The organism is Streptomyces griseorubiginosus, from assembly GCF_036345115.1.
Lineage (GTDB): Bacteria > Actinomycetota > Actinomycetes > Streptomycetales > Streptomycetaceae > Streptomyces > Streptomyces griseorubiginosus_C.
On sequence record NZ_CP107766.1, the window covers coordinates 512,066 to 535,102 of the forward strand.

Here is a 23,037-nt window from a genome sequence, read left to right on the forward strand (position 1 = left end):
CGTCAGAAGCCCGTCCCGGGGCTTCCCTAGTGCATCAACTGCCCTGCCTCCAGGCACGGTTCGCCCACCGTCGCAGCACCCAGCGCACCGACGAAAGAGGATCCGTGCAGGACACCGCACCCCTGGTGGTCGGCATCGACGTGGGCGGCACCAAGACACAGCTGCGCGCGTACGCGGGCGACGCTCTCGTGGCCGATCACGTCCGTTCCAGCGGCGGCTGGCGGCCGCACGACCCGGTGGCCGCCGCCGGCTGGCTGGCCGCGCTGGCCGCCGACGCGCTGCCCGCGGGCGCCCGCCCGTCCGCCCTCGCCGTCGGCGGGCACGCCTGTGAGACCCCGCGCCAGTGCGCGCAGATCCGCACCGCCCTCCAACTGCACTTCGACGCGCCCGCGCTGGTCGTGGGCGACGCCGAACTGCTGGTCCCGGCCGCAGGCCTGGAGAAGGGGGTCGGCCTGGTCGCCGGTACCGGTTCCGTCGCCGTGGGCCGTTTCGCCGACGGCACCCCGGTCCAGGTCGGTGGCTGGGGCGCGCTCCTCGGCGACGAGGGCGGGGCCGCCGGTCTGGTCCGCGAGGCCGTCCGTGCCGTCTGGGCGGCGCACGACCGCGGTGAGGAGCCCGACGCGCTGGCGCTCGGTCTGCTGGCCAGGTTCGACGTCCCCGAGGTGCCCGCGCTCGGCGCCGCGCTGGAGCATGTCACGGCCGCCTCCGCCGAGTGGGGGCGGCACGCCCCGGCCGTCTTCGCCGCCGCCGAAGCCGGATCCACGCTCGCCCGCTCCGTGATCGCCGAGGCGGGCCACGCCCTGGCCGCGCTCGTCCGACGCCTCGCCGGGCGCGGGGTCGTGGTCGACGACGTCGTGGTCGCGGGCAGCACCGTCCTCGCCCAGCCCTCGCTGTACGACGCCTTCGTGTCGGCGCTCGCCGAGGGTGTGCCATCGGCCCGGCCGCGTCCGCTGCGGGCGCCGCCGGTCGAGGGCGCCGTGGCGATGGCCCGTTCACTCGTGTGACATGTCCTGGTCGTCGAGTCTCCTCCGTTCCGACATGACTCGCCCGTAGATCTTCGCTCGTACGCCCTCCCGGCCGCACGGCCGCAGAACTGAAGAGAGAGGCCCATCCATGCCGTCATCCGCCGGGCAGCACTCCCCCGCGCGTGTCGCCGAACGTGCCGTGAACCGCAGGGGGTTCCTCAAGACCTCCCTGGGGGCCACGGCCGGTGTCGTGGCCGCGCCCACCCTCGTCAGCTGGCTCGCCGCCGCCGACGCGAAGGCCGCCACCGCTCCCCTCGCGTTCGTCGACGACTACAAGACCAACGTCATGGCGAACCTGACGCCCGAGACCAACGCCGTGGTGCGGGTCCTGGGCGGCTTCGCCGAGGTGTGGAAGACCGGCGGCGCCTGGAACACCGGCACCCCGCTGCGGCCCGAGATCCTGCGCGCCAACATGCGCTACTGCGCCCGCGTCACCCAGACGCGGACCGAGGCGCAGGCGAAGGAGGCGTTCCTCTACGACCGCCAGCACCAGAGCTACGCCATGATCGGCGGCCTCGGCCCCCTGGCCGGCCTCTACCGGTCCGGCGCCAAGGCGGTCACCTCGATCACCAGCGCCCCCGACACCACCCCGCCGACCACCATCAGCGACGCGGTGCCGGCCGACGCCCCCGCGGGCTCGGCGATCGGCGCCGGCTCCTACGACTCCTCGCTCGGCCAGGTGGCCAGGCTGGTGGACACCGTGCGCGGCCCGTACGCCTCGGGCAACCCCGCCAAGTACGCCTTCCAGTACCCCCGCCCGTGGCGCATGAACGAGGACAGCCAGGTCGTCGACACGGGCGCGAAGGACGCGCTCGGCTACCCGGTCTACGACTCCGAGGTGGTCGTCGCCACCCAGCTGCTGCGTCAGCGCAGCACCTCGCCGGTGGACGACGGCGGCTTCCCCAGCGGCCACACCAACGCCTTCCACCTCGCGGGCCTGGCCTTCGCGTACGCCGTGCCGGAGCGCTTCCAGGAGCTGGTGACCCGCGCCTTCGAGCTCAGCCACACCCGGATCATGTCCGGCATGCACTCCACGGTCGACGTCATGGGCGGCCGCATCATGGCCACCGCGCTGGCCGCCGCCACCCTGGCCGACCCCGCGAACGCCGACCTCAAGGCCGCGGCCCGGGCCCAGGCCCTGACGTACTTCACCGAGCGGACCGGCAGCACGGCCGACACCCTCTTCGCCTACGCCCACTCGGACCCCGCCGACGCGTACGCGGACCGGGACGCCAACGCCCGCTCCGTCAAGCCCCGGCTGACGTATGTGCTGAACCGGGAAGGCCGCGCCAAGCCGTTCACCGTGCCGAAGGGCGCCGAGGTGCTGCTGGAGACCCGCCAGCCCTACCTGGACGCCGCCCAGCGCCGTGAGGTGCTGCGGACCACCGGGCTGCCCTCCGGGTACGTCCTGCTGGACGGCTTCGAGGAGTGGGGCCGGCTCAACCTGTTCGCCGCGGCCGACGGTTACGGCTCCTTCGACTCCGACGTCACCGTCACGCTCGACGCGGCTTCCGGCGGCTTCCACGCCGCCGACAGCTGGCGCAACGACATCGACGGGTGCGGCGGGCTGACCAAGAAGGGCAGCGGCACGCTCACCCTGACCGGCCACAACCGCTACACCGGCGGCACCGTGCTCCAGGAGGGCACGCTGGTCGCCGCCTCGGCCCACGCGCTCGGCCACGGGGACGTACGGGTGCGGGGCGGCCGGCTGGCGCTCGCCGGCAAGTCGCTCCAGGTCCACGGCGCCTACACCCAGGAGTCCGGCGCGCTGGAGCTCACCCTGCGCTCCGGTCAGGAACCGGTCCTCGAGGTGACCCGGCGCGCGGTGCTCGGCGCGGGCAGCGTGCTGTCGCTGAAGCTGGACGCGGAGCAGCCCCCGAAGGCGGGGCAGCGGGTGCGGGTCCTGTCGGCGCCGGTGCTGCGCGGACAGTTCGACCGCGTCGAACTGAACTCCGACACGCTGCGGGCCGTACCCGTCTACACGGCGGAAGGTCTGTCGGTACGACTCCTGAAGCGGTGACCGCCCGCGGGGCGGGAGCCGGTGCGAGAGTGGCCCCCATGAGGTCCCTCCGGATCGCTCCCGCCACCGCCCGCCCGGCGGCACCGCGGGGCGGATGATGACGAGCGAGCAGCAGACGGTCCTGGACACTGTGGACGGGTCCCGGTCACGCGACGACGAGGAGCGGCAGCCACGACCCGCCCGGCGGTGGCTGGTGCCCCTCCTCGTCGTCGTGCTGCTGGCGCAGATGGCGGCGGTCATGGTGACGACCGCCGTGCAACAGACGCCGACGATCGACGAACCCGTCTACGTGGCCACGGCCGCGGAGTACCTGCACGGGCAGGGCATCCGTTACAATCCCGAGCACCCGCCGCTCGGCAAGCTCGTGATCGCCGTCGGGGTGGCGATCGCCGACCCGCACGTGGACACGGCGTTCGACGGCCCCCAGATCGACCTCGGCCCCCACCTGCTGTACGAGTCGGGCAACGATCCCTGGCGGCTGATGTTCTGGGGCCGGCTCCCGGTGATCGTGCTGACGCTGCTGTTCGGGCTGGTGGTGTTCGCCTTCGCCCGCGAACTCGCCGGAACGGCCGCGGGTCTCGCGGCGCTCGCGCTGTACGTCTTCTCCCCCGATGTCATCGCCCACGGTTCGCTGGCCACGCTCGACGTGCCGACGGCCGGCTTCCTGCTCACCTCGGTGTGGCTGCTGTGGCGGGCCCGGGTACGGCCACGCCGGTACGTGCCGCTCGCCGGTCTCGCCCTCGGGGCGGCGCTGGCCACCAAGATGAGCGCGCTGCCCGCGGTGCCGGTGTTCATGGGGCTGGCCGCCCTGTCGGTGTGGAGCGCGTGCCGGGACACCGTGACGCGCCGGCGGCTGTTGCGGGCCCTCGCGGCGGCCGCCGTCACGGCGGTGGCCGCGATCGCCGTCGTATGGGCGTCGTATCTGGTCGTCGATCCGCGGCTGCGGTGGACGTCCCAGGACCCGGTGCCGGTGGTGCACGGGCTGCGGGGGACCCTGGTCGATCTGCTGCCGTTCCCCCAGGCGTACGCGGACGGGATGCGCGTCCAGTTCCACTTCGAGAACTACCCGTGGGAGGGCTTCCTGTTCGGGCGGGTGTACACCGGGCACCTCTGGTACTACCTGCCGGCGGCGCTGCTGGTGAAGACCCCGCTGGGCCTGCTCGCGCTGTGGGCCACCGGTGCCGTGGCGCTGGTGGCGGTACGGCCGCTGCGGCCCGCGGCCCCCTATCTGCTCGTCCCCGCAGGGGTGTTGCTGGCCTCGGCCATGACGGGGTCGCGGGACTTCGGCACCCGGTACACGCTCTTCCTGCCCATGTTCCTGACGGTGGCGGCCGGTTGTGTCCTCGCGGTGCGACGGCGGTGGGCGACGGCCGGGACCGTGGCGCTGGTGCTGTTCGTGGCCGTCAGTTCGCTGCGGACCTTTCCCTACTATCTGCCGTACTCCAACGAGGCGTTCGGCGGACCGGCCCGCACCCATCTGCGGCTGCACGACTCCAACGTCGACTGGGGCCAGGATCTGGGCCGGCTCGCCGACCGGCTGCGCGAGCGTTATCCCGACGAGCGGATCTGGCTCGTCTACAAGGGCAGCGGTGTGCCCTCCGCCTACGGCATCGAGGCGTCCGATCCGCGCGAGGTGCCGGTGGGGGACGTCCGGGGACTGCTGGTCGTCTCGGACTCCTCGGTTGCCAAGGCGAAGGGCCGGCTGGCCGAGTTGATCGACAGCAGCCGTCCGGTCGACGAGGTCGGCCATTCGATCACGATCTACCGCCGATGATCACCCGGGCGGGGGCGGCCCGCCGCCGCTCAACGGGCCGCGAGCTGGAAACCCTCCGCGCTCACGTGCGGCATCGCCCTGCTCACCACCCGGTAACGGCCGTTGGGCACCTGGTCGGACCGGGTGATGTGCACGGTGAGCGGTCCCGCCCACTCGTAACCCTGCCGATCGCCGTGCCGGGCGAGGCTGTCGGTGAGCTCCTGGCCCACGTCGCTGCCCCGGCGCACGAGTTCGTCGTAGGCGAAGTCCGCGAGTTCGACGTCGTACGCGTTCGGGACCACCACCCTGCTCTCACTGCACACGACCACGTTGCTGTCGCACTCGCGTCGCAGTGCCTCCAGGAGCTCGACGGGCTCCCGGTCGGTGACCCGCGCCCACAGCGTCTCCCAGCCGTGCTCCATCGCTCGTTCCAGCGCGCTCAGCGCACCCATTCCCTCTCACCTGCCTGGTTCGCGTGCGGCGTCATTCCTGGGCGAAGTCGTCGGGTTCGAGGCGCGCTTCCTCGAACGCCTCGCGCAGGGTCCGTCCGCTGCCGCCCGGGGCGGGCGGCTCGCCCTCCCCGCGGGGGGTGTGCAGGAGTTCGTCGGTGGTGCCGGTCTTGCGCCGGTTCTCCTCGGGGACCGTCATGCGGGGCTGCTCCTCGGGTGTCGTCGAAGTCCTTGCCCAGCGGCGGGTTCCCGAACGGCGGCGGCGTACCCGTCCCGATCGGCGTTCGTCCGACGGCGTCGTACGAGCGCTGGTCACCGGGGCGTGTGAGCTATGTTGACTGCCCGTGGAAGACAAAGGAGGCGCCTCGGTGCCATCGCCGCAGCAGGCACGCGCACAGGCATCCGCGATCACCTCGGGCAGGACCGCGCCGGAAGCGGAGGCCGCCCCGGCCTCCCAGCTCAGGTCGCTCTTCGACAGGCCCCGGCTCTCGCCCGGGCAGCGCCGCATCGCGCAGTACCTGATCGAGCACATCACCGAAGCGGCGTTCCTCTCCATCACCGACCTCGCGGAGCGCGTGGGCGTCAGCCAGCCCTCGGTGACACGGTTCGCGGCCGCCGTGGGCTTCAGCGGCTACCCCGCCCTGCGGGAGAAGCTCCAGGCCGTCGCGCTGGGCACGCTCGCCGGCGGCCCGGTGGCCGACGAGGAGTCGCGGGGCAACGAACTCCAGGCCGCCGTCGACGCGGAGATCGAGAACCTGGAGAACCTGCGCCGCGACTTCGCCGACCCCGACCAGGTCATCGATCTCGGCCGCAAGCTGTCCGAGTCGACGCCGCTGACCATCCTGGGTCTGCGCATCTCTGCGTCGCTGGCCGAGTACTTCGCCTACGCGGCGCGCCGTATCCATCCCGACGTACGGCTGGTCACCCGCGGCGGCAGCGTCGCCTACGACGCCCTCCTGCAGTCACGCGAGGCGGGCGGCACCTGGGTGCTCGCGTTCTCGATGCCGCGGCACGCCCAGGAGACCCTCACCGCCCTGCGGGTCGCCCGCAGCGCCGGACTGAGGATCGCGCTCGTCACCGACCTGGCGCTCGGGCACGTGGCCGACGAGGCGGACGTCCTGTTCACCACCGGCACCGGCTCCCGCCTGGTCTTCGACTCCTACGCGGCGCCCGGGGTCATCGCCGCCGCCCTGCTCCAGGCCATGACCGACGCGGATCCCGAGCGGACCCAGGCGCGGCTCGAGGAGTACGAGCAGATCTCCGACCAGCACCAGTTCTTCCTCAGGGACTGAGCGCACCCCTCCCCGGTCATACGCCTTCACAACGGGACCATCCGTAATAAATCAAGCATGAATGTTTTCATACTCCTTGCAAAGCGGACGGCATATATAAATACTGCTCACGGATCACCCCCGGGACCGCTCCGGGACCCGTCCGCACCCCTGTCCCCTTCTCCACCCCACCCGCCCGAAAGGGCTCCTTTGCGGACATCCCGTGCCGTCGTCACCTACCCGCGTCGGCGCCCGGGGTGTTCGGTCGGGCCCCGCCTGCACGCGGGCCCGTGGCGGCCCCGGTCATCCCCTAGGCCGGGGCCGCCCGATCCGTCGACCACCCGCACGACGCCGCACACCGGAAGCGATGACCATGACCCTGACGACCACACGGACCCTCTTCCGGACCGGTCCGGACTGGCCCTGCCAGGTCAAGACCCCCGGCAGTTACGACTGGGAGCGCTCCGCCGCCAAGTGGCTGCGCGAACTGGTGCCGGCGCGGTACGCGAGCTATCCGGCCCTGATGCGGCACACCGTGCTGCTCGCCCGGCACGCGCACATCCAGGTCCAGCAGGAGATCCGGGTCGCCCGCACCGCGCTGCAGACCGCCCGCGCCGACCTGCCGGCGCTCGGGCTGCCGGAGTCGGTCATCGAGCACACCATCAAGCTGTACGCGGCCGAGGTCCTCCAGCTCCAGCACATCGCCCGCAGCGTCCGCGAGGTCACCCAGGCGCTGGTCGAGCACCACCAGGGCCGCTGACCCTCCCCACGGGCATGACCCACGCCGTACGTGGGACCCGTGGTGAGCATGAGCACCACCACCGACGTACGGCACGGCGATCCGGTCACCACGGTCCTCACGTGGGAGGTGCGCCCCGGCCACGAGCGGGAGTTCGAGCGCTGGACGCGGGGCATCAGCCGCTGCGCCAGACGCTTCCCCGGTAATGAGGGCGTGTCCTGGCTGCGCCCCGAGGGCGGTCACCGCTACCACGCGGTGCTGCGCTGGTCGGACGCGCACCGGCTGACCGCCTGGCTGGAGTCCGAGGAACGCGCCCACTGGCACGCGCGGATCGACGGCGTCGCCACCGAGCTCGGCGGCGAACGGCAGTCGACCACTGGTCTGGAGACCTGGTTCAGTCTGCCCGGCACGACGGTGCGGCCACCGGTCCGCTGGAAGATGGTGCTCACCACGTTCCTCGGCGCCTTCCCCTGCACCCTGCTGATCCAGTGGCTGGTGACACCCCGCACCGCCACCTGGCCGCTGCCGCTGCGGGCCGCGGTGTTCCCGGTGGTGCTGCTGCCGGTGCTGACGTACCTGGTGATGCCCCTGCTGAGCCGACTGCTGCGCCGGTGGCTGTATCCGCCTGCCGAGCACTGATCGCGCGTGGGGCGGGGGTGCGGTGGAACGGGGGGCGCGGCTGGAGCGGGGGCGCGGCCCGAATCGGGGGTGCGGTCGGTTTCGTCAACCGGCGGGGTCACCGGTGCGTGCGATGTGTGTCGGCAACAGCGGGATCGACCCGGGCGGCGTGTGCGATGCTCGACGCGTGACGAGCGAGCCTGCCGGCCCTTCACACGCCGGGACAGCGCCCGACATGGCCGCACTGGCCAGGGTCGTGGCCAGGCAGCGTGCGGAGATGGACCGGTTGCGGGACCAGGCCGCCACCGCGGCGGTGCTGGAGCGGGCCAAGGGTGCCCTGATGGCGCTGACCGGCTGCACCCCCGACGCGGCCGCCGACGAACTGCTGCGGCGCGCCAAGGCCGGCGAGCGCACACTCCTGGAGGAGTGCTGGATCAGCCTCGGCTCCCTGGTACCCCCGCTGCCTGGGACCGCCCCGCACCCCGGCACCGGCGAGGACCTTCCCGACACCGCCCTGTCCGCGGTCCCCGAACCGGCCGGACCGCGATCGGCGCGGGCAACCGCCGGCGTGGCCGGGGACCGGGACGCATCCGGCCCGGACGACGGATGCACCGCGCTCGGCCGGCTCGGCAAGGCCCTCGTCCATGTCGCCACCCCCCAGGACCTGGCCACGTGCCTGCTGGAGGAGCTCGCGGCGGACGTCGACGCCGACGCGCTCATGCTCTTCAGGACCCTGCCCGCCGGCGGGCTCGAACTGATCGGACACGCCGGGATCGACGACACCCTGGCCGGCCAGTGGGCGAAGGTCCCGCCGCTGCACGGCATCGCCCCGCTCGAGGCGCTCCAGGCGCGGGAGCCGCGCTGGCTGGAGGACTTCACCCGGGACCGGGAGCGGCAGCTGCTCATCGGGAACCCGCCGGAGCGCTGGCTGTCCCGCGCCTGGCTGCCGGTGCCGGCCGGCGGCGGCGCCGAGGTCTGCATCGGGATCCTGCGGACACGCGGCGGACCCTTCTCACCCTCGGCGCGGCAGCTGCTGCGGGCCGTCGCCCGGCTGTGCGCGGGCTGGCTCCGGTCCTTCGGCGCCCGGCAGGCGCCCACCGCCGGGGCCACGGCGGCCGCCGCGCAGCCGGTGTTCGACTCGCTGCCGGGCTCGGCGATGCTGCTCACGCCGCTGCGCGGGCCCGACGGGGAGGTCGCCGACTACCGGATCGACGCCGCCACCGAGGAGGCGGTCGACGTCGTGGGCCGCACCGGGCGTCAGCTACTCGGGCGACGGGTCCTTGAGTGTCTGCCGAGCATGGCGGACGGGGCGGTGTGGCACGGCTGTCTGCGCACCCTGACCACGGGTGAGCCGTTCGACGGCGAGCCGTTCGCCCACCAGGCGGTGGTGGAGGGCAGCACCGAACTGTCCACCTACGCCGTGCACGCGGCCCGGCTGGGCGATGCCCTGGTCATCAGCTGGGTCCGGCACGACTCCTCCGACCGGCAGGAGCAGCGGCTGGCGGACGTGCAGCGGCTGGGGAACCTGGGCTGGGCGAACTGGAACCTCGTCACCGGCGAGGGCAGCTGGTCCTCGCAGACCTTCCTCGTCATGGGCCGGGATCCCGCGCTCGGACCGGTCCGCCTGGCCGACCTTCCCCGGCTCGCGCTGCCCGAGGACGCCCCGGCGCTCACCCGGGCCGTCGAGGAACTCGTGCGCACGGGGCTCCCGTTCGACATCCCCTTCCGGGTGCGGGCCGGGCACGAGGTCCGGCATGTGCGGATGGTCGCCGAGGTGGTGACCGACACCGAGAACCGTCCCGTCGAGGTGCACGGCTTCGTCCAGGACCTCACCGCGCAGCGCAGCGCCGAACTGGCCCTGATGGAGAGCGAGCGGGCGATCCTGACGCAGGACGGCGTGCTGCACGCCGAGCGGGCCCTGGCCGCCCGTCTCCAGCACGCGCTGCTTCCGCTGCCCACCCGGCCGGTCCGTCTCGCCGGGCTGCGGGTCGAAGTGGCCTATCTGCCCGCCCAGTCGGGGATCCACGTCGGCGGTGACTGGTTCAGCGCCATCGAACTGCCCGACGGCGAGGCCCTGTTCGTGGTCGGCGACGTCGCGGGCCACGGCATCGACGCGGTGGCCACCATGGCCCAACTGCGCTTCACCGCCAAGGGCATGGTCATCACCGGGTCGTCGCTGACCGGGGCGCTGGCCCGGCTCAACACCCTGCTCCTGCACTCCCGCGACTCCCACGGCACCGCGACCATGGTCCTGGCCCGCTACGACCCCGACGAGCACTGTCTGGTGTGGGCGCAGGCAGGTCATCCGCCGCCGTTGCTGGTGCGCGGCGGCGAGGTGCGCTATCTCGAGCGGCCGGTCGGCATGCTGCTCGGGGCCTGCTCGGACCCGAACTTCGAGGAGGCGCGCTGCGTGCTGGAACCGGGCGACCGGGTCCTGCTCTACACGGACGGCCTGGTGGAGCGGCCGGCGGAGGGACTCGACCACGGCCTGGACCGGCTCGCCGCGGCCGTCGCGGCCCATCACGCCGAGGAGCCGGGATCCCTGGTCCCGCTGCTCACCTGTCTACTGGCGGGGGAACGGCGCGACGACGTGTGCGTGGTGGACATCCGGGTGCCCGACGCCCCGGAGTGACCGGCCGGCGGTTCGAGAAGGCGGGGTCAGTCCGCCGGGTGGCCCGGGGAGATCGAGGTCGCGTCGGAGAGCCGTAGCAGTGGCGTCCCCTCGGTGTCCTCGCGGGCTCCCCACGCCTCTGGGTCCAGGACGAACCCGACGTGGTCGCCGCCGTCGACGCGCGAGACGACCGTGCCGACGAACCAGGCCGCCGCGTCCTCGAGGACGACCGCCCCGCCGGCCTCCTGCCGCGAGCGGACCCGGGCGAACTTGTCCGTGCGGTCCCCCGTCTCCCCGCCGAACAGCTCGGCGAGGTCCCGCTGTTCACGGGTGAGCAGATGGACGGCGAGGCGGCTCGCGGAGCGGGCCACCCGGTAGGTGCGGTTCGCCTTCGACAGCCACACCGCGTACCGCACGGGCTCGATCGAGCACTGGCAGGCGAAGCCGACCAGGCAGCCCGCCCGGTCGCCGTCCGCGGCGGCGGTCACCACGCACATGTCGGGGTCGAGTCGGTCGATGAAAGCGTCCATGCCCGCCATCCTCCGCGATCAGCCGCCCGTACGGGACTCCAGGTCGCGCCGCGTGTCGTCGCCGTACACCCCGTCCTCGTCGCCGCGGATGCCGTACCAGAGCTGGAAGCGGGCCACGGCCGCGGTCAGGGTCGCGTCGTAGGTGCCGTCGGTGGACCCGTCGTCGTAGACGTTCGGGATGTGCCGCAGGCGTTCCTGGAGGTCTCTCACCTCGGGCCCGCTGTCTCCCTCCCGGAGGGTGCCGGGGCCGTCGGGGTCGGTGGCGCCGGAGGCGGTCGGGGTGGGCGCTGGGGTCGCGGGGGCTGTGGCGGAGGGCTGCGGGGCGGCCGCCGCGGCGCTCTCCTGGCGGTCGGCGAGCAGCAGCGCGCAGCCGAAGCCGATCACCGCGGCCGAGGTCACGGCCGCGGCGATCGCCGTGCGGCGCAGTCCCGGCACCCGGCCGCGGGGGACGTCCCGGTCGCGGCCGCGATCGTGGTCCCTGACGGGCGGCAGTTCCTCGGTCGCCGGCTCCGTGCCCGAGGGCAGTGCGATGGACTCGTAGCCGACGGCCGGGCGCGGCGGCAGGTCCTTGAGCAGTTCCGCGAGCGCGTCGGTGCGGCGCGGGCGCAGCACCCGGATGGGCTCGATGGGCGGGCCGTCCGGCGGCACCCCTCGGTCGGACGGTGTGGGCATCCTGTTCTCCTTCCGTCCCGTGCGGGCCGGGTCCGCGCCGTCCCCCGGGGAGAGATACGGGGCCACGGGGCCGGGAGTTCAGCGCGCGGGCCCTGTCCCCCCTCCCCCGACCTGACAGCACTCAGTTCCCTCACACGGCTGCACCGAGTGCCACAGACGTGGTCGAGGTGCTACGTTCGCGACCATGAGCTCCACTAAGCCCCCCATGCGGGACGCGCTGGTCGCGGCCGCCTTCCGGCTGTTCCTGGAACGGGGTTACGAGCAGACCACCGTCGACGACATCGTCGCGCTCGCCGGAGTCGGACGCCGGTCGTTCTTCCGGTACTTCCCCTCCAAGGAGGACGTGGTCTTCCCCGACCACGAACGCTGCCTGACCGACGTGACGGCCTTCCTGGACGCCGACGACTCGGGGTGCGACCCGGTGGAGCGGGTCTGCGAGGCGGTACGGCTGGTGCTGCGGATGTACACCGAGAACCCGACCTTCTCCGTGCAGCGCTACCGCCTCACCAAGCAGGTTCCCGGCCTGCGCGCCTACGAGCTGTCCGTGGTGTGGCGCTACGAGCGCGCCTTCGCCGCGTATCTGCGCGGGCGGCTGAAGGGGCTGCACGACGGGACGCTGCGGGCCGACGTGATCGCCGCCGCCGTGGCCGCGGCGCACAACAACGCCCTGCGCTCCTGGCTGCGCTCGGACGGGCAGGACGACGCCGAGCAGGCGGTGGAGCACGCGCTCGGCTATGTGCAGGCCGCCTTCGGGACGGCACCCGGGGCGCCGGCCGCCGACGAGCGGCCCGAGGACGTGGTGGTGATCGTCTCCCGCCGCGGCGCGCCGCTGTGGCGGGTGGTCCAGCAGATCGAGTCCACGCTCGACGCCGACTGAAAAGAGGGTACGCAGTACCTTTACTCCTGACACTGAGTGCCATACGCTGACGGCGTGCACGGTGGCACAGGACGCCGCGCACATCCGTGCACGGTGCTCCGCGCACGTGGGTTTCCGGCCGAGTGCAGGGAGTTGACCAGCGTGTACCACCACTCAGGCAGCATGGCTCGTCAGGCAGCCGGCCCCGCGACCGGCGTCCTCGAACCCGTCGCCCCGGCCACGGACTCGATCCTCTTCCAGCGCTGCACCTGGTGCGGCACGGCGATGTACCACCGGCTGCTGTGTCCGGTCTGCCAGGGCGGCGACCTGCGCACGGAGCGCAGCGCGGGCGTGGGCACGGTCCGCCACTCCACGGTGGTGCACCGCAACACCCCCGCCGCGCGCAATGTGTCCCTGATCGAGCTGGCCGAGGGCTTCGTCGTCCGGGGCCGGGTCATGGGTCCGCCCGCCGCGATCCACAGCGGTGACCGGGTCCGGATGTCGACGGCCAAGGACCCGGTCCGCGGCGAGCCGGTCTTCCAGCTGCTGGACGAGCCCTACCGCGCCTGGAGCTGACGGGACGTCAACCCCGGTCGGCTGCGCGGGACTTCGGGTCTCGCCACACCCCGGGGATCACATCCCGCACCCGCACCGGAAGCCCCGTCCCGAAGCACCGGTTGGCGGCCAGCCCCACGCCCAGCGCCAGGGCCCCGTCCCGTTCCGTGGCCGTCGGGTGGCCGGAGTCGTCAGGCCCCTCGCTCGCGGGCCGCGCTGCCGGGTCCACGGGGCCGAAGAGCGCGTCGAGCATCCGCGGGTCTCCCCCGCCGTGCGCCTCGTGCGCGGTGACGAGCGGGACGTCGACCGGGGGCTTCCACAGCGGTCGCAGGGTCAGCCGCGCACCGCCCGCGTGATCCGCCGCGGTGTCCCCGTGCAGCGCTCCGCTCGCCGAGGTGATCCTGGTCAGGGGCGCCTGCCAGCGGCTCTCCTCCACCTCCAGCTCCAGGCGGCCGGCGCTGCCGTTGAACATCACCCGGTAGCCCTCCCACGGTGAGTAGGCCGTGAGGTGGTACGTCATCGTCGCGCCGCGGGTGTGGCGGACGAGGAGCGCCATGTCGTCCTCGATGGTGACCGGCCCGTCGAAGACGTTGCGGTCGCGGAGGTAGCCGTCGTCCTGCTCGGCGTCCAGGTAGAGGGCCCGCAGGGTGTCGTCGGCGGCGAGGTCGAGGGCGTAGGGGTCGTCGGCGGCCCCACCCGCCCCGTGGGCCCGGGTGTACGCGCGGCGCAGACCGTGGCGCTCGCCCGCCTCACGGCCGTAGAAGCCGAGCCGCCCGTAGCCGAAGACGTCCTGGGGCTCGTCGGCGAGCCACCAGTTGACCAGGTCGAAGTGGTGGCCGGCCTTGTGGACCATCAGTCCGCCGCTGTTCCGCTTCTCGCGGTGCCAGCGCCGGAAGTAGTCGGCGCCGTGCCGGGTGTCGAGGAGCCATTCGAAGTGCACGGAGAGGATCTCGCCGATCGCGCCGTCGGCGAGCAGGGCGCGGACCTTCTCGTGCACGGGGTTGAAGCGGTAGTTGAAGGCGACGGTCAGGGAGTTGCCGGTGTCGCGGACCGTGTCCAGGATGCGGGCGCAGCGGTCCGCGTCGACGGTCATCGGCTTCTCGGTGACGACACGGCAGCCCGCCTTCAGGGCGGGGACGATGTAGCGGTCGTGGGCGGCGTCGACGGTGGTGACGACGACCTCGTCGATGCCCTCCTTCACGAGCAGGTCGGCGAAGCGCTCGGGTTCCCACTGGGCGGCGGCGGGTTCGCCGGCCGCGGCGAGCAGGCGGTTGTGGAAGGCCATCCGGGTCGGGTTGGGATCGCACAGGGCCGCGACGCGGTGGCCGGGGCGGGCGGCGAGGGCGCGGGTGAACAGCTGGGCGCGGTGGCCGGTGCCGACGACGGCCGCGCGGAGGTGGGGAGTTCGGCTCATGGAAAGCGCTTCCCCCATCCGGTGATCCGCTAGTCAGGTGACTTCGCTGGCTTGATCGCGTCGCTCCCCCGCGAGCGCCCCCGGCGCACAGACAACCCACAGGCGCCCCTCCCCCGTCCTAGGTGACGCGAGAGACGCCCGGGACCGACGGGACGTCTGCGCACGGGGTTTCGAGGAGACGACCATTGATCCGTGCCCGGCGAATAGGTGTGACCGCCGTGGCGGTACTGGCGGCCCTGGCGGGCTCGCCCGGACTGGCACAGGCCCAACAGCCGCCCCGAGTGGGCCCGTTGAGCGCGACGAACGACAACGGACTGCCTCCGGGGTGGCGGATCGACGGGAAGGGCGGGGCGCGTGAGCTGGTCTGGCGCGCGCCGAAGACCGTTCCCATGGGGGACGCGCGCGTCGAGTTCCGGACGGGGAACCGGCTGCTCGGGGTGCCGAAGCCGGCGAAGGACGGGCGGACCTTCCGCCTCACCCTCGAGGAAGCCCGGTCCACCGGGTTGCAGGACCTCCAGGTGACGGCCGCGGGACGTCGGCTGGACGCGGCTGAACAGGCGCCGAAGTCCGCTGCGCGAGGGGCCCGCGTCCCCGGGCAGGCACCGGCGAACGGTGTCGATCCCGGCAGGCCCGGCTCGTACCGCACGGTCTCCGGGGAGTACGACCTCGACCCGATACGCCTGCCCGGCTACGCCGCTCCCGTGGAGATGCGCGCCCAGGTGGTGGCACCGAAGGGCGCCACCGGCAACCGCCCGCTCGCCCTGTTCCTGCACGGCCGGCACGCCACGTGCTACAAGCCCGGCAGCACGACCGAGGAGGACGTGACCGGCGACTGGCCCTGCGCGACGGGCTACAAGCCGATCCCCAGCGACAAGGGCTATCTGCGCGACCAGCAACTGCTGGCCTCCCAGGGCTATGTGACGGTGTCGATCTCCGCCAACGGCATCAACGCCCAGGACGCGGACGCCGAGGACGCCGGCGCGCAGGCGCGTTCCTCGCTGGTACGGCAGCACCTGGCCCGCTGGGCCGACTGGAGCGCCCACCGCTCCTCCGCCCCCGCCGTCGTGCGCCAGGCGCCGAAGGCGGACCTGTCCCGGGTCCTGCTCGTCGGGCACTCCCGGGGCGGCGAGGGCGTCAACCGGGCCGCGATGGACAGCCTGTACCCGCCGCCCGCCGCCGAGGACGGCTACCGGGGCCCGGTGCGCTGGAAGGTGCGCGGGACCGTGCTGATCGGACCGACGATCTTCGGCCAGAATCCGGTCGCCGACGTGCCGTCCGTGACCCTGCTGCCGGGCTGCGACGGCGATGTGTCCGACCTCCAGGGCGAGGACTTCGTCGACGGCACCCGCGGAATCAGCCGGGGCAGCGCGCTGCACAGCGCGGTCTACGTCGTCGGCGCCAACCACAACTACTTCAACAGCGAGTGGACCCCGGGCGAGGCCGAGGCGCCCGCCTCGGACGACTTCTGGAACGACCCCGACGCGCCGGACCCGGTGTGCTCGCCGGGTGCCCCGACCCGGTTGACCGCCGCCCAGCAGCACAAGGCGGGCTCGACCTACATCGCCGCGGCGGCCCGGCTGTTCGTCGCCGGGGACGACCGGGTGCGTCCGCTGCTCGACGGCTCCGGGAAGCGGGCCCCGTCCGCCGACCCGGCGCGGGTGCTCACGCACGCGGTCGGCGGTCGCCGCACCGGCGGCTTCCTCCCTGACGCCGGGGCGAAGGTGACCGGCGCCCGGCTGTGCTCGGCGATCGACCCCGACCCGGCCAAGGCCTGCCTGGACCCGGAGGCCACCGGCTCGTCACCGCACTTCGCGTGGTGGGAGACGGAGAAGGAGACCGGCCGCGGCGCGGTGCACCTGAAGTGGTCCGCGCCGGGCACGGCCGCGCGCGTCACTCCGCCCAAGCCGCTCTCGCTGCACGGTTCCCAGAAGCTCGCGCTGCGGGTCTTCGTACCGCCGAACACGACCGGCACGAAGTTCGACGTGTCCGTCACCGACTCCGGCAACCGCCGGGTGAAGCTCGGCTCGGTCCGCGTCGACGGGCTCCCCGGCTCCACGAGCACCGCTTCCTACTGGGCCCAGGAACTGCGCGTCCCGCTGTCCGCCGCGACCCGGGCCGGGGTCGACCTCAGGCATGTGAAGTCCCTTGAGCTGACGCCCCGTTCGCGGTCCGGGCAGGCCTGGCTGATGGACGCCTGGGGCTGGGCACCCGGCACCCCGGCGGTGAAGGCGGCCGCACTGCCGCGTGTCGACGTGGGCCGCACGATCGTCAAGGAGGGCGACTCGGGCACCCGCACCTACCGGATCCCGGTCAAGATCTCCGGGCACGGCAGCGGGCAGGTCCGCGTGTACGTCCTGGAGCCGGAGAGCGGCCGGGCCGAGAGCAGGCTCGTGACCGTACGGCCCGGCAGCAACGCGATCGACGTTCCCGTCGAGGTCAAGGGCGACACGGCCTACGGCTTCGACGTGCGGTACGACATCGCCGTCAAGGCCGTCCACCATGCCGTCATCGGCAAGCACCGGGGCGGGGTCACCGCCGAGAACGACGATCCCGCGCCGGTGGTCACCCTGGCGCCGGTCGCCGACAAGGTGACCGAGGGCGAGACGCTGACCTGGCGGGTGTCCCTGGACGCCCCCACCACGGTGGACATCTGGCAGCCGGTGCGGGTGCTTCCGGTCACCGAGGGCACCGAGCTGTCCACCAAGGACGTGGACGCGCAGTGGCTGCACGACTGGACCGGTGACGTACCGGACCCGGAGCGGCCGCTGTCCCGGGCGAACCTGTGGGTGTGGCTGAACATCCCGCAGGGGAGCACCAGCGTGGACTTCGTCGTGCCGACCGTCCAGGACCAGCTGGCCGAGCCGACCGAGTCGATGCGCGTCGCGCTGACCGACTACGACGCCGAGCCACTGCCCGACAAGCCGGTGCTGACGGGGACGGTGCTCGACCGGGCCTGACCCCTGTGACGCGGGGCCCGGAGTGCCGGAACCCCTGTGACGCGGGGCCCGGAGGGTCCGGGCCCCGCGTTTCACAAGGTCACGCGGATGCCGACCGTGCCGTCCGCCCCGCGCCGCAGTCTGCTGCCGAGGAGGGTGAGCCGGCCGAGGATCCCGTACTTCCGGGCCAGGAGCTGCCGGTAGCGGCCGGTGGTCGCCGCGTCGACGATCTCCGCGGTGGCCGGGACCTGGTCGCCGGTCGGGTTGCCGCGCACGTCGCAGGGTCCGACCAGGACGTCCGCGCGGGCCCGGATCCGCTTCACCTTCCAGGCGTCGGCGGACGACCACACCCCGAGCGCGTCCTCGTCACGGACCACCCACACCGGGGTGGCGACCGGGGTGCCGTTCTTGCGAAAGCTGGTGAGCAGGAGGTACTTGCCCGCGCCGAGCCGCTCCAGCGGCGTTTCGTCCATGACGGCAGTCTAGGCGGCGCCCGGCGGCTCGGGGTATCGGCCAACCCGGGCCCGGGCCGGGCGTGTTGAGGTGGCTCCACGTCATTGTCCCGGCACCGGATCTTCGGCTTCCGTGAACGCGCCCGCCCCCGGCGCCGTATGCAAGGAGGGCGCTCAACGACCGGAGGGCCCCGCGGTGCAGTCACCGCTTGTTCTGGTTCGGGAGCCATGCATGAGGCACGCACGACGACGGGTCGTCCGGCGAGTGACACGGCTGGCGGCAGTCGGCGGACTCCTCCTGGGAGGCACGATGGTCACGCGGGCCGTCGCGAGCGAGCCTCCCGCCACCACGGTGCCGCGCACCTACGCGCAGACGGCCGGGCAGACGGGGGCGGACATCGCGGCGCGGCTCGGTTCCGCCCGTACGGCCGGCACCTGGATCGGCGACGACGGCAAGCCCGTGGTCGCGGTCACCGACGACAAGGCGGCCGCCGAGGTGCGTGCGGCGGGGGCCAGGGCGAAGGTCGTCGAGCACAGCATGGACGAGCTCAAGGCGGCGGCGAAGACGCTGCGTTCGGCGCCGCGGGTCGCGGGGACCGCGTGGTCGATGGACTACCGGACCAACCAGGTGGTGGTGCAGGGCGACAGCACCGTCTCGGCGTCCGACTGGGCCGGCATGACGAAGGTCGCGGACGGCATCGGCGGCTTCGTGAAGACGGAGCGCACCGAGGGCACCTTCACGCCCCGCCTCAACGGGGCGCAGCCGATCCTGTCGACCGGCGGGCGCTGTTCGGCGGGCTTCAACGTGACCAACGGCCAGAGCGACTTCATCCTCACGGCCGGGCACTGCGGGCCGACCGGTTCGATCTGGTTCGCGGACACCGGCGGCACCAACCAGCTGGGCAAGACGGTCACGCAGAGCTTTCCCGGCAACGACTACTCCCTCGTGCAGTACGCCGACGGGAAGGCGGGCGACGGGGCCGGTGTCGTGTTCATCGGCAACGGCAAGGGCGTACAGATCACCGGCGCGGGCGATCCGTCCATCGGGCAGCGGGTGTTCCGCAGCGGCAGCACCAGCGGGCTGCGCGACGGGCAGGTGACGTCGGTCAACGCCACCGTGAACTATCCGGAGGGCACGGTCACCGGGCTGATCGAGACGAGCGTGTGCGCGGAGCCCGGGGACAGCGGCGGTCCGATGTTCTCGGAGGGGATCGCGCTCGGCATCACGTCGGGCGGCAGCGGTGACTGCACGCAGGGCGGGACGACGTTCTTCGAGCCGGTGACGAAGGCGCTGCGGGATCTCGGCATGCAGTTGATCGTGTCGAACCCGGCCGCGGCCGGCGGGGCCGCGTCTCCCGCGCCGTCGGCCACCTCGGCGCAGGGCTCGATCGCGCCCGGCGGTGCCTCTCCCGGTTCCTCGGCCGCGGTCGAGGGTGCCGAGGGCACACCGCTGCTGAGCCGGCTCACGGACACCCGGAACGTCGGGCCCGGCCTGCTGGTCGTCGGGGGCAGTCTGATCGCTCTGGTGGCGACCCGGTACATCCGCTCGGAGCAGGACCGCAAGGCGTATCAGCGGTACTACTCGGCGACTTGGGGCTGAGGCACCAGGTCCTCATCCGAGGCTCAGCAGGACCGTGGCGACGCCGGCTCCCATGAGGCCGAGGATCTGCTGCCGGCTGAGTCTCTCGTCGAGCAGGGCCAGTCCGAGGATCACGGGGAGGGCCGGGTAGAGGGAGGCGAGCACGACGGCGACCGCCAGCAACTGCCTTTGGACGGCGAGCAGGTACAGGATGAGCCCGAGCGCGGCGCCCGCCCCGACCAGGAGCGCCTGAACCGCGCGCACGGGTGGCAGGAGCAGGCGCCGCGGGTCCCGTGCGGCGCCGGGCAGCAGGACCAGTACGGCGGCCGCCCGTCCCGCGGCCACCGGCCACAGGCCACTGGAGGCACCGGCCTGGGCGAGCGCGATGTACTGGAGCGCGACCCCGGCGCTGGCGAGCAGCCCGTCGGGGACTCCCCCGCCGGCGTCCCGGCCGCCGCCGCAGACCATCCACAGCGCGGGGCCTGACAGCGCGATCCCCAGCCAGGCCACGGCGGTCGGCCGGTCGCCGAGCAGCACGCCGCACACCACGGACAGGGCGACCCCGGTGACGGCGCTGACGGGGACGACCACGCTCATCGCGCCGTGGCTGAGGCCGCGGTTGAGGAAGTGCATGGCGGCGCCGCTTCCGACGCCGGACAGCGCGCCCCACAGGAGGTCGGCGGGGTGTACGGCGTCGGCGGGCAGAAGGAGCGCGGCGGTGCCGGCGAGCAGCAGCCCGCCGAGTTGGCCGAGGAAGGTGACGGCGGCGAAGTGTGCCTTGCGGGACAGTAAGCCGCCCGTGGTGGGGGCACCTCCCGGTTCGAGCGAAGCCGAGAACTGGGGGACGACGATGCCGTAGCAGGCCGCCGAGGCCAGTGCGAGGAGAGGGCCCATTCCGTCAGGGGTGCCCAAGGGCGGGGCGGTGATGCCCCGAGGGGTGCTCGGGGTCAGGCCGCCGTGACCGGTTGCGGAGCGGCGGCGGCCCACTCCAGGACGAGGCGCTGGTACTCCTCGCGCTGCTCGCCGCTCAGTGTCCCGCCCGCCCGGCGCCACAGGGCCCGGATCTCCTCGTTGACCTCGTCGGCCGATCGATCGGTAACGGGTTCAACGGTGGTGGACATGGTGTGAAGCATACGGCTCCGGAAGTGAAGGCGCCGTGAGTAATCACGCCAGAAAAGGACATACCGGACCGTGTTACTGATCACGTCCATCTGTCAACAGGCGCTCCTGTCAAGGGTTGTGGCCTGCTTCACACTTCGACCACACCCAGGACCAGTACCTGGATCGCCAGTACGGCGGCCCCCCGGGCCCAGTCGTGGAAGTCGGAGACCTTGGTCTCCAGGTCGATCGGGGCGGCCAGGGGATGGCGGTGGGCGCGGACGGTGTCCTCGACGGTCTTGCCGGCCACGTCCATCAGTCCGACCCCCTCTCCGGCGAGCAGGATCTTCTGCGGCATGGCGAAGTTGGCGATCTGGGCGACCAGGACACCGAGGGCGCGTCCGGCCTCGTCGATGACGCGGGCGGGCATGGGATCGCCGGCCGCCGCGAGGGCGAGGATCTCCTCGTAGGTGTGGTCGCAGCCGGTGGCGGCCCGCACCTGGTAGCGAATGCTGGGGATGGCGAGCAGCGAGACGGCGCTGCCGCGGGTGCCGTCGGGGGTGAGGGGGCCGTTGGGGTCGATGATCCAGTGCCGTCCGAAGCCGCGGTCCTCCTCGGCGTAGGGGACGCGCCGGCCGCCGAGGACCAGGCCGTAGCCGATGCCGGCGCCGATGGTCAGGACGACGAAGCGGTCGAGGCCGCGCCCGGCGCCGAACCAGGTCTCGGCCTCGACGAGCGCGGCCACGTCGTTCTCGACGACCACGGGCAACCCCGTGCGCTCCTCGACGAGTTCACCGAGGGGGACGTCCCGCCAGTGCAGGAACGGGGACTCGCCGACCACGCCACGCTCCTGGACCAGGCCGCCGACCCCGATGCCGATGCCCGCGAGACGCGGGTGTTCGCGGGCCAGCTCGTCCGTCATCTCCGCGAGCAGGTCGGCGACTTGAGCCGGGTCGTGGTTGGTCAGGGGCCGGTCGTGGCGGGCGACGATCTCGCTCCTGAGGGTGGTGACGACGCCGTAGACCATGTCCTCGGTGATCTTGAAGCCGATGAAGGAGCCGGACTCGGCGACGACGTCGAGGGGCTGCGAGGGGCGCCCCTGGCGCACCTCCGCCGGGGTGCCCGCCTCGGGGACCTCGATCAGCAGGCCCGACTCGATGAGGGGCTTGGTGAGCCGGGTGAGGCTGCCGGCGGACAGGTCGAGGCGGCGGGCGAGCTCGGTGCGCGACAGCGGGCCGTGAACGAGCACCTCGATCGCCACCGAGCGTTCGCCGGTGCTCAGGGGGAGCCAGCTGGCGGCAACTGCGGTCATGAAGGTCAGACTCCCACATGATTTCTTTTGCCATAAAAGGAACATGACCATGTTAGGGCCATCAAGACTGTCCTGAAGAGATGTTTGCGGACCCCTTGACGCATGGATTCTTCCGCCACAAAAGTAAGTGGCCGAGGACGAGCCGCCGCAGACGAGGGAGTCTCCCGATGACCATCGCCTCCAGCAGCCCTCCGTCGCGTCTGCCCCTGGGCGGCGCCGAGGGGGCGCGGACGAAGCAGAGGACGCAGCGGGCACCAGCCCGTGAGGGGCGGGGGGACGGACGGCTCGCCGCGGTGTTCATCGCCCCGGCGCTGCTCGGCTTCACGGTCTTCCTGCTCTGGCCGACGCTGCGCGGCATCTACCTGAGCTTCACCCGCTTCAACCTGCTCACCCCGGCCGAGTGGGTGGGCCTGGACAACTACGTCCGGATGGTCCACGACCCCATCTTCTGGGCCTCGTTGGCGGTCACCGTCGAGTACGTGGTCATCAACATCGGCGTCCAGACGGTGTCGGCGCTCGCCATCGCCGTCCTGCTCCAGCGGCTGACTCAGTCGGCGACCCTGCGCGGGATCGTCCTCACGCCGTATCTGATGTCGAACGTGGTCGCGGGCCTGGTGTGGCTGTGGATGCTGGACAACCAGCTCGGCATCGGCAACGAGATCATCGCGGGGCTGGGCTTCGACCGCATCCCGTTCCTCGCGGACGAGACCTGGGCGATCCCGACCATCGCCCTGATCAACGTGTGGCGGCACGTCGGCTACACCGCGCTGCTGCTGTTCGCCGGTCTCCAGGCCATCCCGGGCGATGTGTACGAGGCGGCCAAGGTGGACGGCGCGAGCGAGTGGCGGATGTTCTGGCGGATCACGATGCCACTGCTCAGGCCGGTCCTCGCGGTGGTGCTGATCATGACGGTGATCGGTTCGTTCCAGGTGTTCGACACGGTCGCGGTGACGACGGCGGGCGGCCCCGCGAACGCCACCAACGTCCTCCAGTACTACATCTACGGCGCCGCCTTCGGCCGCTTCCAGTTCGGCTACGCCTCCGCGATGTCGGTGGCCCTGCTCGTCGTGCTGAGTGCCATCACCGTCCTCCAGTACCGGATCACCCGCGCCGGTCAGAGCGACCTCGGCTGAGGGAGAGGAGACCG

21 protein-coding genes are annotated in these 23,037 nt (G+C 72.7%); 12 read left to right on the plus strand and 9 right to left on the minus strand.

From position 1 onward, the window contains the following. Positions 1-104 precede the first annotated feature (104 nt). From OHN19_RS02405 to OHN19_RS02415, 3 genes are all read left to right on the plus strand, one after another. Entirely contained in the window at positions 105-1,004 is a 900-nt protein-coding gene (locus OHN19_RS02405; protein WP_330262483.1) for an N-acetylglucosamine kinase, read from the plus strand. Between the two features lie 109 nt (positions 1,005-1,113). Beyond that, on the plus strand, positions 1,114-3,045 hold the full coding sequence (locus OHN19_RS02410; protein WP_330262484.1) for a phosphatase PAP2 family protein: 1,932 nt from the start codon (positions 1,114-1,116) through the stop codon (positions 3,043-3,045). A gap of 94 nt (positions 3,046-3,139) precedes the next feature. Then, complete coding sequence (locus OHN19_RS02415; protein ID WP_330262485.1) at positions 3,140-4,819, plus strand: ArnT family glycosyltransferase; 1,680 nt, start codon at positions 3,140-3,142, stop codon at positions 4,817-4,819. Positions 4,820-4,848: 29 nt separating this feature from the next. Here the strand turns inward: OHN19_RS02415 and OHN19_RS02420 are convergent, their stop codons facing one another. Both OHN19_RS02420 and OHN19_RS02425 read right to left on the minus strand, forming a co-directional pair. Continuing rightward, positions 4,849-5,250: a DUF3662 domain-containing protein gene (locus OHN19_RS02420; protein ID WP_330262486.1), complete on the minus strand. Its 402-nt coding sequence runs from the start codon at positions 5,248-5,250 to the stop codon at positions 4,849-4,851. A gap of 31 nt (positions 5,251-5,281) precedes the next feature. Continuing rightward, positions 5,282-5,446 carry a hypothetical protein gene (locus OHN19_RS02425; protein WP_330262487.1) on the minus strand — a complete coding sequence of 55 codons (165 nt, stop codon included), beginning with the start codon at positions 5,444-5,446 and terminating at the stop codon, positions 5,282-5,284. Between the two features lie 169 nt (positions 5,447-5,615). Here OHN19_RS02425 and OHN19_RS02430 point away from each other — a divergent pair, with 169 nt between their 5' ends. From OHN19_RS02430 to OHN19_RS02445, 4 genes are all read left to right on the plus strand, one after another. Further along, positions 5,616-6,539, plus strand: a complete 924-nt coding sequence (locus tag OHN19_RS02430) for a MurR/RpiR family transcriptional regulator (protein WP_330262488.1) — start codon at positions 5,616-5,618, stop codon at positions 6,537-6,539. A gap of 346 nt (positions 6,540-6,885) precedes the next feature. After that, the gene (locus OHN19_RS02435; protein ID WP_330262489.1) at positions 6,886-7,278 is read left to right on the plus strand and encodes a hypothetical protein; all 393 of its coding nucleotides are present in this window, start codon (positions 6,886-6,888) and stop codon (positions 7,276-7,278) included. Positions 7,279-7,326: 48 nt separating this feature from the next. Then, positions 7,327-7,896 carry an antibiotic biosynthesis monooxygenase gene (locus OHN19_RS02440; RefSeq protein ID WP_330262490.1) on the plus strand — a complete coding sequence of 190 codons (570 nt, stop codon included), beginning with the start codon at positions 7,327-7,329 and terminating at the stop codon, positions 7,894-7,896. Positions 7,897-8,110: 214 nt separating this feature from the next. Next, entirely contained in the window at positions 8,111-10,507 is a 2,397-nt protein-coding gene (locus tag OHN19_RS02445; protein ID WP_330262491.1) for a SpoIIE family protein phosphatase, read from the plus strand. Positions 10,508-10,533: 26 nt separating this feature from the next. Here the strand turns inward: OHN19_RS02445 and OHN19_RS02450 are convergent, their stop codons facing one another. Then, the gene (locus OHN19_RS02450) at positions 10,534-11,025 is read right to left on the minus strand and encodes a flavin reductase family protein (RefSeq protein WP_330262492.1); all 492 of its coding nucleotides are present in this window, start codon (positions 11,023-11,025) and stop codon (positions 10,534-10,536) included. 9 nt (positions 11,026-11,034) lie between these two features. Beyond that, positions 11,035-11,688, minus strand: coding sequence for a peptidoglycan-binding domain-containing protein (locus tag OHN19_RS02455; protein WP_330262493.1), 654 nt, complete (start codon positions 11,686-11,688; stop codon positions 11,035-11,037). Positions 11,689-11,893: 205 nt separating this feature from the next. Here OHN19_RS02455 and OHN19_RS02460 point away from each other — a divergent pair, with 205 nt between their 5' ends. Both OHN19_RS02460 and OHN19_RS02465 read left to right on the plus strand, forming a co-directional pair. After that, positions 11,894-12,565 carry a TetR family transcriptional regulator gene (locus OHN19_RS02460; RefSeq protein WP_391192717.1) on the plus strand — a complete coding sequence of 224 codons (672 nt, stop codon included), beginning with the start codon at positions 11,894-11,896 and terminating at the stop codon, positions 12,563-12,565. A 141-nt stretch (positions 12,566-12,706) separates the two neighbouring features. Further along, positions 12,707-13,120: a Zn-ribbon domain-containing OB-fold protein gene (locus OHN19_RS02465; RefSeq protein WP_330262495.1), complete on the plus strand. Its 414-nt coding sequence runs from the start codon at positions 12,707-12,709 to the stop codon at positions 13,118-13,120. A 7-nt stretch (positions 13,121-13,127) separates the two neighbouring features. Here the strand turns inward: OHN19_RS02465 and OHN19_RS02470 are convergent, their stop codons facing one another. Next, positions 13,128-14,513 carry a Gfo/Idh/MocA family oxidoreductase gene (locus OHN19_RS02470; protein WP_330262496.1) on the minus strand — a complete coding sequence of 462 codons (1,386 nt, stop codon included), beginning with the start codon at positions 14,511-14,513 and terminating at the stop codon, positions 13,128-13,130. A gap of 209 nt (positions 14,514-14,722) precedes the next feature. On the opposite strand from OHN19_RS02470, the gene OHN19_RS02475 reads away from it, so the two are divergent. After that, on the plus strand, positions 14,723-17,470 hold the full coding sequence (locus tag OHN19_RS02475; RefSeq protein ID WP_330269513.1) for a hypothetical protein: 2,748 nt from the start codon (positions 14,723-14,725) through the stop codon (positions 17,468-17,470). A 71-nt stretch (positions 17,471-17,541) separates the two neighbouring features. Here the strand turns inward: OHN19_RS02475 and OHN19_RS02480 are convergent, their stop codons facing one another. Beyond that, positions 17,542-17,922, minus strand: coding sequence for a PPOX class F420-dependent oxidoreductase (locus tag OHN19_RS02480; protein ID WP_330262497.1), 381 nt, complete (start codon positions 17,920-17,922; stop codon positions 17,542-17,544). A gap of 211 nt (positions 17,923-18,133) precedes the next feature. Here OHN19_RS02480 and OHN19_RS02485 point away from each other — a divergent pair, with 211 nt between their 5' ends. Next, positions 18,134-19,501 (plus strand): S1 family peptidase, encoded by a 1,368-nt coding sequence (locus tag OHN19_RS02485; protein ID WP_330262498.1) that lies wholly within the window; start codon positions 18,134-18,136, stop codon positions 19,499-19,501. A gap of 12 nt (positions 19,502-19,513) precedes the next feature. On the opposite strand, the gene OHN19_RS02490 is transcribed toward OHN19_RS02485, so the two are convergent. From OHN19_RS02490 to OHN19_RS02500, 3 genes are all read right to left on the minus strand, one after another. Next, positions 19,514-20,374 carry an EamA family transporter gene (locus tag OHN19_RS02490; protein ID WP_330262499.1) on the minus strand — a complete coding sequence of 287 codons (861 nt, stop codon included), beginning with the start codon at positions 20,372-20,374 and terminating at the stop codon, positions 19,514-19,516. Between the two features lie 53 nt (positions 20,375-20,427). Beyond that, positions 20,428-20,613 carry a hypothetical protein gene (locus OHN19_RS02495; protein ID WP_123765746.1) on the minus strand — a complete coding sequence of 62 codons (186 nt, stop codon included), beginning with the start codon at positions 20,611-20,613 and terminating at the stop codon, positions 20,428-20,430. A gap of 116 nt (positions 20,614-20,729) precedes the next feature. After that, entirely contained in the window at positions 20,730-21,890 is a 1,161-nt protein-coding gene (locus tag OHN19_RS02500; RefSeq protein WP_330262500.1) for an ROK family transcriptional regulator, read from the minus strand. A gap of 167 nt (positions 21,891-22,057) precedes the next feature. Between OHN19_RS02500 and OHN19_RS02505 the strand changes: the two genes are divergently transcribed. Further along, positions 22,058-23,023: a sugar ABC transporter permease gene (locus OHN19_RS02505; protein ID WP_330262501.1), complete on the plus strand. Its 966-nt coding sequence runs from the start codon at positions 22,058-22,060 to the stop codon at positions 23,021-23,023. The last annotated feature ends 14 nt before the right edge of the window (positions 23,024-23,037 follow it).

Excerpts from the sequence above, each read along its gene's own strand:
- OHN19_RS02415 (WP_330262485.1), top strand. The coding sequence starts at position 3,140 with ATGATGACGAGCGAGCAGCAGACGGTCCTGGACACTGTGGACGGGTCC.
- OHN19_RS02500 (WP_330262500.1), bottom strand. The coding sequence starts at position 21,890 with ATGACCGCAGTTGCCGCCAGCTGGCTCCCCCTGAGCACCGGCGAACGC.
- OHN19_RS02420 (WP_330262486.1), bottom strand. The coding sequence starts at position 5,250 with ATGGGTGCGCTGAGCGCGCTGGAACGAGCGATGGAGCACGGCTGGGAG.
- OHN19_RS02455 (WP_330262493.1), bottom strand. The coding sequence starts at position 11,688 with ATGCCCACACCGTCCGACCGAGGGGTGCCGCCGGACGGCCCGCCCATC.
- OHN19_RS02495 (WP_123765746.1), bottom strand. The coding sequence starts at position 20,613 with ATGCTTCACACCATGTCCACCACCGTTGAACCCGTTACCGATCGATCG.
- OHN19_RS02485 (WP_330262498.1), top strand. The coding sequence starts at position 18,134 with ATGAGGCACGCACGACGACGGGTCGTCCGGCGAGTGACACGGCTGGCG.
- OHN19_RS02480 (WP_330262497.1), bottom strand. The coding sequence starts at position 17,922 with ATGGACGAAACGCCGCTGGAGCGGCTCGGCGCGGGCAAGTACCTCCTG.
- OHN19_RS02440 (WP_330262490.1), top strand. The coding sequence starts at position 7,327 with ATGAGCACCACCACCGACGTACGGCACGGCGATCCGGTCACCACGGTC.
- OHN19_RS02460 (WP_391192717.1), top strand. The coding sequence starts at position 11,894 with ATGCGGGACGCGCTGGTCGCGGCCGCCTTCCGGCTGTTCCTGGAACGG.
- OHN19_RS02490 (WP_330262499.1), bottom strand. The coding sequence starts at position 20,374 with ATGGGCCCTCTCCTCGCACTGGCCTCGGCGGCCTGCTACGGCATCGTC.
- OHN19_RS02450 (WP_330262492.1), bottom strand. The coding sequence starts at position 11,025 with ATGGCGGGCATGGACGCTTTCATCGACCGACTCGACCCCGACATGTGC.
- OHN19_RS02505 (WP_330262501.1), top strand. The coding sequence starts at position 22,058 with ATGACCATCGCCTCCAGCAGCCCTCCGTCGCGTCTGCCCCTGGGCGGC.
- OHN19_RS02445 (WP_330262491.1), top strand. The coding sequence starts at position 8,111 with ATGGCCGCACTGGCCAGGGTCGTGGCCAGGCAGCGTGCGGAGATGGAC.
- OHN19_RS02435 (WP_330262489.1), top strand. The coding sequence starts at position 6,886 with ATGACCATGACCCTGACGACCACACGGACCCTCTTCCGGACCGGTCCG.
- OHN19_RS02425 (WP_330262487.1), bottom strand. The coding sequence starts at position 5,446 with ATGACGGTCCCCGAGGAGAACCGGCGCAAGACCGGCACCACCGACGAA.
- OHN19_RS02410 (WP_330262484.1), top strand. The coding sequence starts at position 1,114 with ATGCCGTCATCCGCCGGGCAGCACTCCCCCGCGCGTGTCGCCGAACGT.
- OHN19_RS02470 (WP_330262496.1), bottom strand. The coding sequence starts at position 14,513 with ATGAGCCGAACTCCCCACCTCCGCGCGGCCGTCGTCGGCACCGGCCAC.